Origin of the sequence: Bradyrhizobium sp. sBnM-33 (genome assembly GCF_032917945.1) — a bacterium.
GTDB lineage: Bacteria > Pseudomonadota > Alphaproteobacteria > Rhizobiales > Xanthobacteraceae > Bradyrhizobium.
This window is the reverse complement of record NZ_CP136624.1, coordinates 5,048,754-5,062,452: the sequence shown is the minus strand read 5'-3', so window position 1 is coordinate 5,062,452 and position 13,699 is coordinate 5,048,754. Positions and strand designations below refer to the sequence as shown.

12 protein-coding genes are annotated in these 13,699 nt (G+C 62.5%); 6 read left to right on the top strand and 6 right to left on the bottom strand.

Annotation, left to right across the window (positions count from 1 at the left end):
• Window positions 1–136 precede the first annotated feature (136 nt).
• Entirely contained in the window at window positions 137–2,407 is a 2,271-nt protein-coding gene (locus RX328_RS23605; protein WP_213255489.1) for a GumC family protein, read from the bottom strand.
• Between the two features lie 284 nt (window positions 2,408–2,691).
• On the opposite strand from RX328_RS23605, the gene RX328_RS23600 reads away from it, so the two are divergent.
• The 3 genes from RX328_RS23600 (at window position 2,692) to RX328_RS23590 (ending at window position 6,891) form a co-directional block, all read left to right on the top strand.
• A complete protein-coding gene (locus RX328_RS23600) occupies window positions 2,692–3,825 on the top strand; it encodes a glycosyltransferase family 4 protein (protein WP_213255491.1) in 1,134 nt (377 codons plus the stop codon).
• Between the two features lie 115 nt (window positions 3,826–3,940).
• A complete protein-coding gene (locus tag RX328_RS23595) occupies window positions 3,941–5,479 on the top strand; it encodes an undecaprenyl-phosphate glucose phosphotransferase (protein ID WP_213255493.1) in 1,539 nt (512 codons plus the stop codon).
• Between the two features lie 152 nt (window positions 5,480–5,631).
• Window positions 5,632–6,891 carry an O-antigen ligase family protein gene (locus RX328_RS23590; protein WP_213255495.1) on the top strand — a complete coding sequence of 420 codons (1,260 nt, stop codon included), beginning with the start codon at window positions 5,632–5,634 and terminating at the stop codon, window positions 6,889–6,891.
• Window positions 6,892–7,012: 121 nt separating this feature from the next.
• On the opposite strand, the gene RX328_RS23585 is transcribed toward RX328_RS23590, so the two are convergent.
• The 3 genes from RX328_RS23585 to RX328_RS23575 all read right to left on the bottom strand — a co-directional run bounded on the left by RX328_RS23585 (window position 7,013) and on the right by RX328_RS23575 (window position 10,050).
• Complete coding sequence (locus RX328_RS23585) at window positions 7,013–8,194, bottom strand: saccharopine dehydrogenase family protein (protein WP_213255497.1); 1,182 nt, start codon at window positions 8,192–8,194, stop codon at window positions 7,013–7,015.
• Window positions 8,195–8,391: 197 nt separating this feature from the next.
• Complete coding sequence (locus RX328_RS23580; RefSeq protein WP_213255499.1) at window positions 8,392–9,177, bottom strand: DUF169 domain-containing protein; 786 nt, start codon at window positions 9,175–9,177, stop codon at window positions 8,392–8,394.
• A gap of 72 nt (window positions 9,178–9,249) precedes the next feature.
• Window positions 9,250–10,050 (bottom strand): YdcF family protein, encoded by an 801-nt coding sequence (locus RX328_RS23575; RefSeq protein WP_213255501.1) that lies wholly within the window; start codon window positions 10,048–10,050, stop codon window positions 9,250–9,252.
• A 218-nt stretch (window positions 10,051–10,268) separates the two neighbouring features.
• Here RX328_RS23575 and RX328_RS23570 point away from each other — a divergent pair, with 218 nt between their 5' ends.
• Window positions 10,269–11,210, top strand: coding sequence for an acetamidase/formamidase family protein (locus tag RX328_RS23570; protein WP_213255503.1), 942 nt, complete (start codon window positions 10,269–10,271; stop codon window positions 11,208–11,210).
• A gap of 19 nt (window positions 11,211–11,229) precedes the next feature.
• On the opposite strand, the gene RX328_RS23565 is transcribed toward RX328_RS23570, so the two are convergent.
• Window positions 11,230–11,607 carry a GrlR family regulatory protein gene (locus RX328_RS23565; protein ID WP_249727074.1) on the bottom strand — a complete coding sequence of 126 codons (378 nt, stop codon included), beginning with the start codon at window positions 11,605–11,607 and terminating at the stop codon, window positions 11,230–11,232.
• 260 nt (window positions 11,608–11,867) lie between these two features.
• Between RX328_RS23565 and RX328_RS23560 the strand changes: the two genes are divergently transcribed.
• Window positions 11,868–12,068, top strand: a complete 201-nt coding sequence (locus RX328_RS23560; protein ID WP_213255505.1) for a hypothetical protein — start codon at window positions 11,868–11,870, stop codon at window positions 12,066–12,068.
• Between the two features lie 42 nt (window positions 12,069–12,110).
• A complete protein-coding gene (locus RX328_RS23555) occupies window positions 12,111–12,581 on the top strand; it encodes a GcrA family cell cycle regulator (protein ID WP_213255507.1) in 471 nt (156 codons plus the stop codon).
• 74 nt (window positions 12,582–12,655) lie between these two features.
• Here RX328_RS23555 and RX328_RS23550 read toward each other — a convergent pair whose 3' ends face one another.
• Window positions 12,656–13,624 carry an SDR family NAD(P)-dependent oxidoreductase gene (locus tag RX328_RS23550; protein ID WP_213255509.1) on the bottom strand — a complete coding sequence of 323 codons (969 nt, stop codon included), beginning with the start codon at window positions 13,622–13,624 and terminating at the stop codon, window positions 12,656–12,658.
• Window positions 13,625–13,699: the final 75 nt, after the last annotated feature.

Genomic DNA, 13,699 nt, shown 5'->3' with positions numbered 1-13,699 from the left:
GTAGCGCCGTCGGATGACAGGCTCCGCGAAGCAATCCATTTCGCCGCTTGCGGAGGAATGGATTGCTTCGTCGCTGCGCTCCCTTGCGCAAACGCTTCGCGTTTGTCGCAGGCAATGACGTGGCTACATCTCGCCCTCAAGCCGCGACCACGCGTGGTCCCGGCTCGGCCGCATCGGAAGGCTGGCACGGTCCGCTCAGCATCGTCGCCTCAAAGAAGCCGACCGCCTTGAGCTGCTCGCACATCAGCGCGCGCGCATCCTGCGCCATCGACGCTTCGGGCACCACGACTGCGCGCGCCTGCGACGTCAGCAATTCGGCCGGCAGATCGGAGGCGGTGCCGGCATCCAGCAATACATGATCGTAGACCCGCAGCAGCGCGTCGATCGCAAGCGTCAGCCGCGGTGATTGAAGCTGCGCACGGTCGAAGCCGGGGCGTCCCGCGCTGACGAGATGAACGCGCGACAGCCGGTCCTTGGTGATGATTTGCGCAAACGAGGCTTCGCCCTGCATCAGTTCGGCAAGCCCCGGTGCTACTGGATCGACCGACGCCGCCGTCATCGTGGGCGAGGATGCCACGAGATCGACCACCACGACTTTCGCCTGCCGCGCCATCAGCCGTCCCAGCGTCAGCGCGGTCAGCGTGATGCTCTCGCTTGATGCCGTGCCGAGCACGCTCACCTTGCGCGCTGCTGCGCCTACGCCAACCAGCTCATCAGCCAGTTGCTCGATCTCGCTGTCCCCTGCCGCAGTATCCATGCGAGGGGTGCCGGCATGCGGCTCACTCAACGTTGGCGCTGAAACGTGATCCGCTTCAGCGAGGTTCGCCACAGGAAGCTCGGGCGCGATCGCTGGCGCACGCACCGGTTCCGGCGCAGATACCAGGACGATTTCGGGCGCAATTTCACGCACAACTTCCGGCGGAGCCGCACCGAGTGCCCGCGGCGCGGTCATGCGCAAGAGTTCGCCGGTCGCGATCACGCCCGAAGTGAGCAGCAGGGTCGCCAGCGTCGCGATCAGGACGATCGGCAGCTTCTTCGGATAGGCCGGCGTGTTGGAGACAGTAGCGCGGGAGATGATGCGACCATCGGCCGGTGCCGCCTCGATATTCTCGCGGGTGTTCGCCTCGCGATATTTGGCGAGGTAGGATTCCAGCAGGTCACGCTGCGCCTTTGCCTCGCGCTCGAGTGCGCGGAGCTGCACGTCCTGGCCGTTGGTCGAAGAGGCCTGCTTTTTCAACTGATCGAGGCTCGCCGTCAGGCCTTCGACCCGGCCGCCGGCGATGCGGGCGTCGTTCTCCAGCGAGCGGGACACCTTGCCCGCCTCCTCGCGCAACTGCCGATCGAGATCGGCAAGTTGGGCTTTCAATTCCTTGATGCGGGGATGACCGCCGAGCAGCGTCGAGGATTGCTCGGCGAGTTGCGCACGCAGCGTCACGCGCTGCTCGGACAGCCGGCGCACCAGTTCGGAATTGAGAACCTCGGAAGCCTCGATCGGCTTGCCGCTCTGAAGCATCTCCTTGATCAGCCGCGCCTTGGATTCGGCATCCGACTTCAGCGCTCGGGCGTTGTTCAACTGCGTGTTGATCTCGCCCATCTGCTGGTTGGATAGCGTGGTGTTGTTGGTGCCCACGAACAGGCTCGACTTGGAGCGAAAATCCTCGACCCGCGATTCGGCCTCGGCCACGCGCTTGCGCAAATGTTCTATTTCACCCGAAAGCCACTGGCTCGCAGACTTCGCTTGCTGCTGCCGCGCGTCCTGCTGCAGCACCAGATAACCTTCCGCGATCGAGTTGGCGACACGCGCGGCAAGCTCGGGATCGCGCGACTGGAATTCGATGACGATGACGCGGGATTTGTCGACCGCATAGGCCGTGAAGCGCTCGTAATAGGCTTCCAGCACGCGCTCTTCCGGCGTCAGCGAAAACGGATCGCGCCCGATGCCGACCAGTGCCAGCAGCGACTTCAGCGGCGAGAATCCCTGCAGCACCGGATCGAATTCGGGACGCTCGGAAAGCTTGTTCTTTTTGATGATCTCGCGCGCCAGATCGCGCGATTGCACCAACTGCACCTGGCTGGTGACGGCCTCGGCGTCGAGCGCGCTGCGCTCCTCGTTGCGCTCGCCGTTTGGCCTCAGGAAAACGTTCTCGCGCCCGTCGACCAGGATGCGCGCTTCCGACTTGTAGCGCGGCGTGATCATGTTGACCGCGGCCAGCGACAGCACCAGCGCCAGCACTGTCGGAACGATGATCCAGCTCCGCCTGCGCATCAGCGCCTGACCAAGCGCATGCAGATCGAGATCGCCGGCATCGGATGCGGCGACGAGCTTCGGCGCCGAAGCCACAGGCCTTGCCATCGCCCGCTGCACCACCGGCTTGTCCTTGCCTGCACGCCAGAACGCCAAACGCATCGCACACTCCCGCGGACGCAACTATCGGTCCACTCGCCCGGGGCGATTACACTTCATTATGGTTGCTGCTGGGTTAATTTGCCTTGTCTGCGCGCCCGAGCGTACTCTCGCGCGCGCAGTCATTTTTTGTTAACCATCAAAGCCCTTAATCGCGGAATACTTTTCCAGGATACCTGTAATGCGAGGCGTGCTCGCCCCTATTCCATCTCTGATTGCTGCGCTGACGCTTGCGGGCTGCCTGGCCCAGACCGCGCAGGTCCCGGTCGCATCTGAAGGCGGTATCAATGCCTGTCGTTGACGGCCAGCCGCTTCGGATTCTGCACGCGACGCGCGCGCCGGTCGGCGGCATTTTCCGCCATATTCTCGATCTCGCCAACGGGCAGGTCGACCGCGGCCATCACGTCGGCATCATCGCCGATAGCCTCACCGGCGGCGAACGCGCCGAGCAGGCGCTGGCGGAAATCGCCCCGCGCCTCAAGCTCGGCGTTCACCGCACCGCCATTCGCCGCGAGCCGCTGCCGTCCGATCTTCTGGTATGGGCCCGCTTCCAGCGCATGATCCGCCAACTGAAGCCCGACGTGCTGCACGGTCACGGCGCCAAAGCGGGCGCCTTCATGCGTTTAAGGACCGCTTCCCGCGACAGGATCAGGGTCTACACCCCGCATGGCGGTTCGCTGCACTATCCGCTGTCGACGCTCAAGGGCAACATCTATGCCCGTGTCGAGCGCGCGCTGATGAACGATACCGACCTGTTCCTGTTCGAAAGCGCCTTCGCGCGGAACACCTATCAGCGCACCATCGGCACGCCGAAGGGACTGGTGCGATGCGTGTTCAACGGCGTCACCGCCAGTGAATTCGATCCTGTCGTCAAGGCCGAGGACGCCACCGACCTGATCTATGTCGGCGAGTTCCGGCACATCAAGGGCGCCGACCTTCTGATCGATGCGGTAGCGCGGCTGCGCGCCGACGGCCGTCCGGTGACGCTGACGCTCGCCGGCGACGGCGAGGAAAGCGAAGGCCTCAAAGCCCAGGTCGCGCAACTCGGCCTCGGTGAGGCCGTGCGCTTCATCGGCCACGTCAAGGCGCGTTACGGCTTCTCCAAGGGCTCGCTGCTGGTGGTTCCCTCCCGCGGAGACTCCATGCCCTATGTCGTGATCGAGGCAGCGGCCGCCGGCATTCCGATGGTCGCCGCCAATATCGGCGGCATCCCCGAAATTTTCGGCCCGCATGGCGATGCCTTGTTCGCGCCGAGCAACGCAGCCGCCATGGCCGAGGCCATCGAAGCCGCTCTGAAGGATCCGGCCGCGACGAAGGAGCGAGCCAAATCGCTGCGCGAACGAATCTTCCAGCATTTTTCGCAGAAGGCGATGGTCGAGGGCGTTGTCGCCGGCTACCGCGAGGCGTTTGCCAATCGTTAACCGAAAATTACCGACGTAACTGTTTCTTCCGATTTGTCCCGTAAGCCCGTGGTGTGGGGAATTCCGCACCGGCGGGCACGTTGCTATGTGCCCGCTCAAGAACGGACGTGGACCAGTGGAACCGATTAACGCACGCTCGATGCTCGATGCCGCGGCGACCGCCAGCGCCGATCGTCCGCCGATCGAACGGCGCCGCAGGCTGTCTCCGGCGGCGCTCGCCGTCACCAATCAGAAAGTTGGCCGCGCCTACTCGCCGATCGTGATCGCAGGCGTGGTCCGCGTGATCGATTTCGCGATGTTGAGCGCGATCGGCGTCGCACTCAATTTCGGATATGTCGTGCCTCTCAGAGGTTTTTCCTGGGAGTTTCTCGCGGCGATCTTCGGCATGGCGGCAACGGCGGTGATCTGCTTCCAGGCCGCCGATATTTATCAGGTGCAGTTGTTCCGTGGCCATCTTCGCCAGATGACGCGGATGATTTCATCCTGGGCATTCGTGTTCCTGCTGTTTATCGGCGTATCTTTCATCGTGAAGCTCGGCAACGAAATTTCGCGGCTGTGGCTTACGGCGTTTTTCGTGAGCGGCCTCGCGGCGCTGGTGACCGGGCGCGTGTTTCTGCGCTCGCTGGTGCGCCGCTGGGCCCGTCAGGGCCGGCTCGATCGCCGCACCATCATCGTGGGCGCGGACGAGAATGGCGAGCAGCTTGTCCAGGCGCTCAAGATCCAGGACGATTCGGACATCAAGGTGCTCGGCGTGTTCGACGACCGCAACGACGACCGCGCGATGGACACCTGCGCCGGCAGTCCCAAGCTCGGCAAGGTAGACGACATCGTCGAATTCGCGCGCCGCACCCGCGTCGATCTCGTGCTGTTCGCGCTGCCAATCTCGGCCGAGACGCGCATTCTCGATATGTTGAAGAAGCTTTGGGTGCTTCCGGTCGATATCCGGCTCTCCGCCCATACCAACAAGCTGCGCTTCCGTCCCCGCTCCTATTCCTATCTCGGCGAGGTACCTACCCTCGACGTATTCGAGGCGCCGATCACCGACTGGGATCTGGTGATGAAGTGGTTGTTCGACCATGTCGTCGGCTTCGTGATCCTGGTGCTGGCATTGCCGGTGATGGGCCTGGTTGCGCTTGCGGTGAAGCTCGATAGCCCGGGGCCGATACTGTTCCGCCAGAAGCGTTTCGGCTTCAACAATGAGCGCATCGATGTCTTCAAGTTCCGCTCGATGTACCACCATCAGGCCGATCCGACCGCCTCCAAGGTCGTAACCAAGAATGATCCGCGCGTAACCCGCATCGGGCGCTTCATCCGCAAGACCAGCCTCGACGAACTGCCGCAGCTCTTCAACGTCGTGTTCAAGAGCAATTTGTCGCTGGTAGGACCCCGACCGCATGCCGTGCAAGGCAAGTTGCAAAGCCGGCTTTTCGACGAGGCCGTCGACGGCTATTTCGCGCGCCACCGCGTCAAGCCTGGCATCACCGGCTGGGCGCAAATCAACGGCTGGCGCGGCGAAGTCGACACCGACGAGAAGATCCAGAAGCGTGTCGAGTTCGATCTCTATTACATCGAGAACTGGTCAGTGCTGTTCGATCTCTACATTCTGCTCAACACGCCGATCGCGCTGATGACCAAGAGCGAGAACGCGTATTAAGTTGAGGACGCGCCAACGTCATTGCGAGGAGCGATAGCGACGAAGCAATCCATCTATCCCTGTGTGGCGCCATGGATTGCTTCGCTTCGCTCGCAATGACGCGGATGGTGCGGATAGTAGTGTCGTAGTTAGTTGAGTTGCGTGAGTATGTGATGGCGTATGCGGCGACAGCCGGGGAATCGCTCCCATCGATAACGGCCGCGCCCGGCGTGCTCGCGCTGCAGCGCGCGCTGGTTTGGCTGGTGGGTGCGTCCATCGCCATCGTCTTCATCGAGCCGAGCCCCTATGAGTTGGCGACGCTTGCCGCCTCGGTGATCTTCTTCGCCACGGGCGCGCGGATGCGGCTGGTGTTCATGCCGCTGCTGTTGCTCCTGTTCCTGCTCAATCTCGGCTACAGCATCAGTGCGATCGCCGTAATGGATCGGCCCAATGTGCCGAGCTGGATTGCGACCTCCTGGTATATGGCAATCACGGTCATTTTCTTCGCGATGGTGATCTCCGAGGATACCGCAGCGCGGCTCGACATGCTCCGGCGCGGCCTCATCGTTGGTGCGATGATTGCGGCGCTCGCCGGCATCGCGGGTTACTTCAATCTCGTCCCCGGCGGGCGTGACCTGCTGACGCTGTATGACCGCGCCCGCGGCACCTTCAAGGATCCGAACGTGTTTGGCGCGTTCCTGGTCCTGCCGGCGCTGTTCGTGCTGCAAAGCGTGGTCACGGACAAATTCGGCAAGGCGTTCCGCAGCGCGATCGCGTTTGGCATCATATCTTTGGCGATTCTCCTGGCGTTCTCACGCGCTGCGTGGGGCATGCTTATCATCACCTCGGGCTTCATGCTGGCATTGATGGTGCTGACCAGCCGCTCGCAGTCGCAGCGCTCGCGCATCATCGTGATGGCGCTTGTTACCGTAGTTCTGGCGGCCGCCCTGGTCGCGGTGCTGCTGTCGTTCGATTCGATTGCACAGCTATTCAAGGAGCGCGCCAGCCTGGACCAGAGCTACGACGAAGGCCGCTTCGGCCGGTTCGGCCGGCACATCCTCGGCGCAGAAATGGCGTTGGGCCTGCCATTCGGCATTGGCCCGCTACAGTTCACCCGTTACTTCCCGGAAGACACCCACAATTCCTACCTGAACGCGTTCATGTCGGGCGGCTGGCTCTCCGGCGTTTGCTATCCGGCGCTGGTCTTCGTCACGGTTCTGACGGGCTTCCGCTATGTCTTCGTCCGCGTGCCCTGGCAGCCGGCCTATCTGGCAATCTTCGCAGCCTTTCTCGGCACGGTTGGCGAGAGCTTCATCATCGACACCGACCATTGGCGGCACTTCTGGATGATGCTGGGAGCAATGTGGGGCATGTTCGTCGCCGCCGAACGCTGGAAGGCGGGCAATGGTCCGGCGCGCGTGGAACGCGCGTAGCGATTGTGAGTTGTGGCAGCGTAGGGTGGGCAGAGGCGCGAAGCGCTGTGCCCACCATCCATCCGCGATCGCTCTTGAGGTGGCGGGCACGCTTCGCTTTGCCCACGCTACGATCTGCGGGCTACTTCTCGACTTCAAACGTCAGCCCCGCGTGATCAACCAATCGCTTGATCAGCTTGTGCTGCATCGCTGCACCCGGCGTCCAAATGCCGGCCGGCACATCCGGCGTGTCGCGCAGCAGGCAGATCGCGCATTCCGAAATCATCTTCGAGGTCGAGCCATAGCCGGGATCGCGATCGCCCTTAACGACCGCACGGGCCTGACGGCCATCGGGTGCAATTGCAACGAAGAGCAGATCGTAAAGCCCGTTCTCGCGCTCTTCCTTGGACGGCCCCTCGCCCGGCTTCGGCCCGCCGGAATTCATCTTCTCCGTCGTGTTGGCGGTCGCGATCCGCTTGGCGAGAGCTTCACCCTGCTCGCCTGAGCCTGTCAGCATCATCTCGTCGTACACGAAATCCTTGCCGTAGGGAAAGCCGAGAAGAAAATTGGAACGGTGAACATTGCGGGTGTTGATGTTTGCCATCACGAACGGTGCGGTCCAGGAATTGAGTTCCTGATCGAACACGGGCCGATTGCCGGGTGGCTGCTTCGGTCCCGCGAAGCCCGGCGTCAGCGCGAATGGATTCCTCAACAGCGCCACGAGGCCGGGATCATTCGCAGCCGCCGAGAACAGCGCCCGCATGCTTGCGGCGGTGCCGCCGGAAAACGTGCCGCGCATTTCGCGGACCCGGCCTTTGACGCGATTGGCCGGTGCGCCGAACAGCTTTTTGGCTTCCTCCTGCGCAAAGAACACGCCGAGTTCGAACGGCAGCGAATCATATCCGCAGGAAAACACGATCCTCGCGCCGGTCGATTTGGCAGCCGCCTCGTGCGCATCGATCATCCGACGCATCCAGATCGGCTCGCCGCAGAGGTCGAAATAGTCCGTGCCCGATGAGACGCAGGCGGCAAGCAGTTCGGAGCCGTAAAGCAAATAAGGTCCGACGGTCGAAATCACCGATTTGGTTTGCGCGACCATGTCTTTCAACGACGCGGGGTCGCCCGCATCAGCCACGATCAGGGGCGTATCCTTGGGCGCGCCGATCGCGTCACGGACGGAAGCGAGCTTGTCCTTGCTACGTCCTGCCATCGCCCACTTGAGGCTGGCGTCACCTTTGTAACGCTCAGCGAGATATTCGGCGACGAGCTGGCCGGTGAAGCCGGTGGCGCCGTAGACGACGATGTCGAATTTCGACGATGACATAGCTGGGATTTCCTACAGAAACGAATTTGGCCCCTTTTGTCATTGCGAGCGAAGCGAAGCAATCCAGAAATCGGGTCACGATGGAAGGCCGGATTGCTTCCGCCTTCGCTCCTTGAGCTACGGCAGACGCGGTCGTCGCGGAGTTTATCATCGGGCCGGCGGAGCCGGACCCGTTGGCTCCTCGCAATGACGGCTGGCTATTTCTTCGGATAGGACACACCCATCCCGGCGCGCACGTCGGCCTGGATGCCATAGGGCGCGATCGGATAGCGCAGACCGTTCTTCGCGAGCTGCTTCATGCCTGCGATGGCCTTGGCAAGATGCTCCGGCTTGAGCGCCATCAGCATCTCTTCGTCGGGCACGCCGCCATAACGCCGTTCCGCAAAGCACGGCAGCGACAGAGAAGGCTCGCCGGTCTTCAGCGCCCTACCCCAGGAATCCGCGCAGGCGGTCTCGCCGACCACGCCCCATTCGAACTTCTTGTAACCGGTATATTGCAAGCCGTTGATCAGAATGATCATCTGGCCGGGCGTGGCGTAGACCAGACAAATATCCGGCGGATTGAGCCGACCGCCGGTCAGCGGGCTCACCGCCATCGCCTGGTACCGGCCGAAAGGCACAACGTCGAGTGCCTCCTGACGCTTGCGTGCGTCTTCGGCGGTGCCGTGCCAGACGCCGACGTAATTTTCCCCCGCGAGCCACTTCTCGTCCTGCGGCGCGAGTCCGATCACGGCACGGCATTGCGCGCCGACGAGATCATCGCCGGTGATGCCGACAGTCCAGCCGAGCCGCGAGGCCATGCTGACGATCTGGTCGGTGGTATGCACCGCCGACGGTCGGCGAATTTTTGGAATTGCCGTCATTTCCTCGGCGCTGGCAAACATCTTGATGCCGATCACGGTCGTCTTGAGCCGCAACAGGCTGTTCAGGTCGGCCACCATGCCGGCCAAATCGAATGCTTCCGGCGGCGTCTGCTGTTGCATGGCGTCAACTCCCAATCGGCGCGCTTAAGCGGCGCTTTGTCCTTCGATATTAGCCCGGCTGGCTGCCCGCTGCTACTTTGCCGGACCCGGCAACAACTCGTCGATCTTGCCGGTGGCGCGGTAGGCGATCAGGCCCATCCATTCGCGCACGGCGAGGTCGGTCCGTCCCAGTCCATCGATCGCGACGTTGGTGAAGTCAAATACATCGTCACGTCCGCCGACCCGCCAGTCGACGGGATAGGGTTCGACCGCAAATCCCGCCTTCCGGAACAAGCCGACCGATCGCGGCATATGGAAGGCCGACGTCACCAACAGCCAGCGCTCGCCGTCCTTGGGCGCAAGCAAGGCTTTGGAGAATTCCGCGTTCTCCTGCGTGTTGCGGGAACCACGTTCCATGATCAGCCGCGATTTGTCGATGCCGAGGCTTTCAAAGATAGCGCCGGCGAAATCGGCTTCCCTGGCGTCATTAGAAATCAGTTTCGCGCTGCCGCCGGAGAACACAATACGCGCCTTCGGATAGCGGTGCGCCAGCGCGGCAGCCGCGATCAGGCGATCCGGCGAGCTGCGCACCACCGGTATGCCATGCGCAGTGGAGAGATCGGCTTCGATCGATGCGCCGAGCACGATGATGCCGTCAGGCGCGCCGCGCGAGCTGTCCCACGGCGGAAAGCGCTGCTCCAGCGGATAGAGCAAGAGGTTCCCGAGCGGTGACAGCCCGCAAATCACGAGCAGCAGAACGGCTGCGATCACCAGCTTGCGGCCGAGCGATGCAAAGCGCGTGAACATCAGGATGGCGCCAACGAAGCCTACGCCGATCAGCAAATTCGTCGGCAACAGCAGAAAGCCGAGCGTCTTGGAGAGGACAAAAAACAAGGGAAGCCTCACGGATAAGCAAACTCGTCATACGCGGGCTTGACCCGCGTATCCATCCTTCTTCGCAAGATGCCCCAATTGAAAAATGATGGATTGCCGGATCCCGGCTACGCTAGGCTTCGCCGGGCGCTCAGTACCAGGCCGGCGAAACTTGAGCGAAGCCGGCAAGTCCGGCAATGACAAATTGAACATGACATTCTCGGCAAGAAAGCCTCCGCATGTCCCATCATCACCTGCATTCCAGCCCCGAAACCTGCCACTGGGGCTTCTTCGAAGCCAAATTGAAGCCCGTCCTGGCCATTGCCAGCGGCGACGAAGTCACGATCGACACCGTGACCGGCGGCCCGGACGTGGTGCCTGATCGCAGCCAATTTCACGTCCCTCCCGAGCTTGCCGACATTCACGCGCATAGCGAGCGGATGCTGCCGGGACATATTCTTACCGGCCCGGTCGCCGTGGAGGGAGCCGAGCCCGGCGACGTGCTGGAGGTCGATATTCTCGACGTTCGGCTGCGCCAGGATTGGGGATACAATCTGATCCGTCCGCTGGCGGGCACCTTGCCCGACGATTTTCATGAGACCCGGATCCTGAACATTCCGCTCGACCGCGCGCGGATGGTAGGACGGATGCCGTGGGGGCTCGACCTGCCGTTGGCGCCGTTTTTCGGCGTGATGGGCGTGGCGCCGCCACCCGCCTGGGGCCGCATCACCTCACTGATACCGCGCGCGATGGGCGGCAATCTCGACAACAAGGAATTGGGCGCCGGCGCCAAACTGTATCTGCCGGTGTTCGTGCCGGGCGCGCTGTTCTCCTGCGGCGACGGCCACGGCGTGCAGGGCGATGGCGAGGTCTGCGTCACCGCGATCGAAACCGCGCTGCAGGGCCGCTTCCGCCTGACACTACGCAAGGACCTGCGGCTCGCCTATCCGCGCGCAGAAACACCGACGCATTACATGACGATGGCGATGGATCCCGATCTCGATCAATGCGTGGTGCGGGCGCTGCGCGACATGATCGTGCTGCTCGGCGAGAAGCGCAATCTATCGCGCGAGGACGCCTACACGCTCTGCAGCCTCGCCGCCGATCTGCGCGTGACGCAAACGGTGAACGGCTCCAAGGGCATTCACTGCATGATCGCGAAGGCAGTCGTGCACGGCTGATCGGACGGCCCGCGGCTCCTCAAAAAGGAGACAGCAGCTTCAGCCGCGCGTGAAATAATACGCTGGTCTTTCCGACCAATGCAGTCCCCTGCACCTGCGCGCCATCGGCGGCGTACGACCCGCTGAAGCCGCAAGTGACTTCGCGCCCCCCGAACAGTGGCCGGCTGCCTGCTGATTTCGTGTGCTCGTTGGTGATCAACTCACCGCGCCACTTGCCGCGATCCGCGGTGTATGAGCCCGTGTAGTAGAAATAGGAGTCTCCGCCGGCGATCTTGCCGTCGCGCAGCACGATCACGCCGTGCGCGCGGCCATGGCCGCCGTCCGTCATCTCGATCTGGATGGTGTAGAGACCGTTCGTTACCGTCATTGCGCCCATGCCGCCGTCCCAGGACATCATCGGCATTCCCTGCAGCGCGAAGCAATGGGGAAATGGCCCGCACGGCTGGATCGTTTCGCCGCGCCTGTAACCGCCATTAAGGCTGCCGCGCGCTGCGCGTCATAGGGCGCTCAGCTAATCCACAAACCCGGCTTCGACTTTTAATATGTTTTTTCAAATGGATAGAGAGCTATCCACAAGTCGTTTGACTCATGTGTGCAAAACTAAATAGAGTCGAAATAGTAACTTTTCAGTACACCATTTAAAAGTTAGCGTTCCCCATGGCTACAGAAAAAGCCGAAACCGACCGCGTTCCCGTGACCTTGGCGCTCTCGACCATCGCTTATCTCGAAAGACTGGTGAGACAGGGCACCCACGGCACAAGTGTTCCCGGCGTTGCACGGACCCTGATCGAGGAAGGCATTCGGCTCGCCATTAAGGATGGGCTGCTTGCGATCCGCGACAACGGCAAGGCGTCCTGACGGGAGCAGCGCGGCGGTTTCACAGAATGTGGAACCGAGAAAATGCTTACGAATGTACCGACCTGGACCACCGATCGCGTCGAACTCCTGAAGAGCCATTTTGAAGCCGGCCTCACCTGCCGCGAGATCGCGGCCAGCATCGGCGTCAGCCGTAACGCCGTGATCGGCAAACTCTCGCGCCTTCAATTGACGCGCGGCCCCGCCCCCGCCGAACCGCGTCCGACCAAGGCTGCCAGGGAGCGTTCGCGGAAATCCGTTCCCCGGTTGCAGTATCAGGTTCTGCAAGCCGTCTACGAAAACGCGCAGCCGTTCCAGGAAGAGCCGATTATCAGCGACAATCGTTGCTCGCTGCTCGAACTCAGCAACGAAACATGCCGCTGGCCGATCAGCACGCCAGGCGCAGAGGACTTCTGCTTTTGCGGCAATACGCCGGTGGAAGGCATGCCCTATTGCTCAGGGCACACCCGCCTCGCCTACCGCCCGGGTTCGCGTCAGCGCGTCTCGCGCGCGTGAGCGGCGTCAGTTGCCGTGATGACGCGTCCAGAATGCAAAGTGTCGGTTCTGATTCCATCAGAACCGACCGCTTGCTATCCGAGCCGCCAGCCCACCTCTTCCGTAAAGCTCTTGTAGAACTCCGGCGTGTAGGCCTTCTCCGGGGCTTGCCGCACCCGCTCGTCAAGCTTGTGGGCATCGTCGCCGACGAGGATCCGCCAGCGTTCGGCCTTGACGCCGTCGAGGATGATTTTTGCTGCAGCCGCCGCCGTGGTCGGCGCCTCCTCGCGGAAGGAGCGCGCTCGATCGAGCGCAATCTTCTGGATGTCGTCATCCGACATCGGCGCGGTGTCGATGCCCATGCCCTTCAGGCGCTGCCGCGTCGCCAAAATTTCGTTCGGGTTGAGTTCATCGGGTTCCGACCCGCTCTGAATCTTGCGCGAATTGGCAACGATCGAGGTGCCGATATGCCCGGGCATCACGACGGAGCATTTGATGTGCGGGGCGTTGAGTCGCAGATCGGTCATCAGCGCTTCGGTAAAGCCTTTCACCGCGAACTTGGCGGCGCTGTAGGCGGTATGCGGCACGCCAGGGCCGACCGATGCCCAGAAGCCGTTGACGCTCGACGTGTTGACGATGCGGGCCTCGTCGGCCTTCATCATAAGCGGCAGGAAGGTGCGCACGCCGAGATAGACGCCGCCCCAACAGATGTTGAAGGTGCGTTCCCACTGCTCGCGCGTGTTGGTGAACAGGCTGCCGCCGCCGCCGATGCCGGCATTGTTGAACAACAGATGGATCTTGTCGGTCGCCTGCTGCTCGATCAGCTCGTCACGGAAGCGCTGCAGATGCGCCTCGATTGAGACGTCGGCGACGTGGGTGGTGACGCGCAGGCCCTGCGGCAGCCTTTCCGCTTCGCACAGCCGCCTAGTTTCGGCCATCGCTTCCGGCGAGACGTCGCACATCGCCACATTGCAACCTTCGGCGACGAGCTGACGCGCGAGCTCGCGGCCCATGCCCGTGCCGCCACCGGTGATCACGGCGAACTTTCCGGCAAAATCCTTCATTGAGACGCTTACCTCGGTTTTCAATTTTTGAGTTGGGGCCCTCATGGCATGGAGGCCCGTGCGGAAGGACAGTAA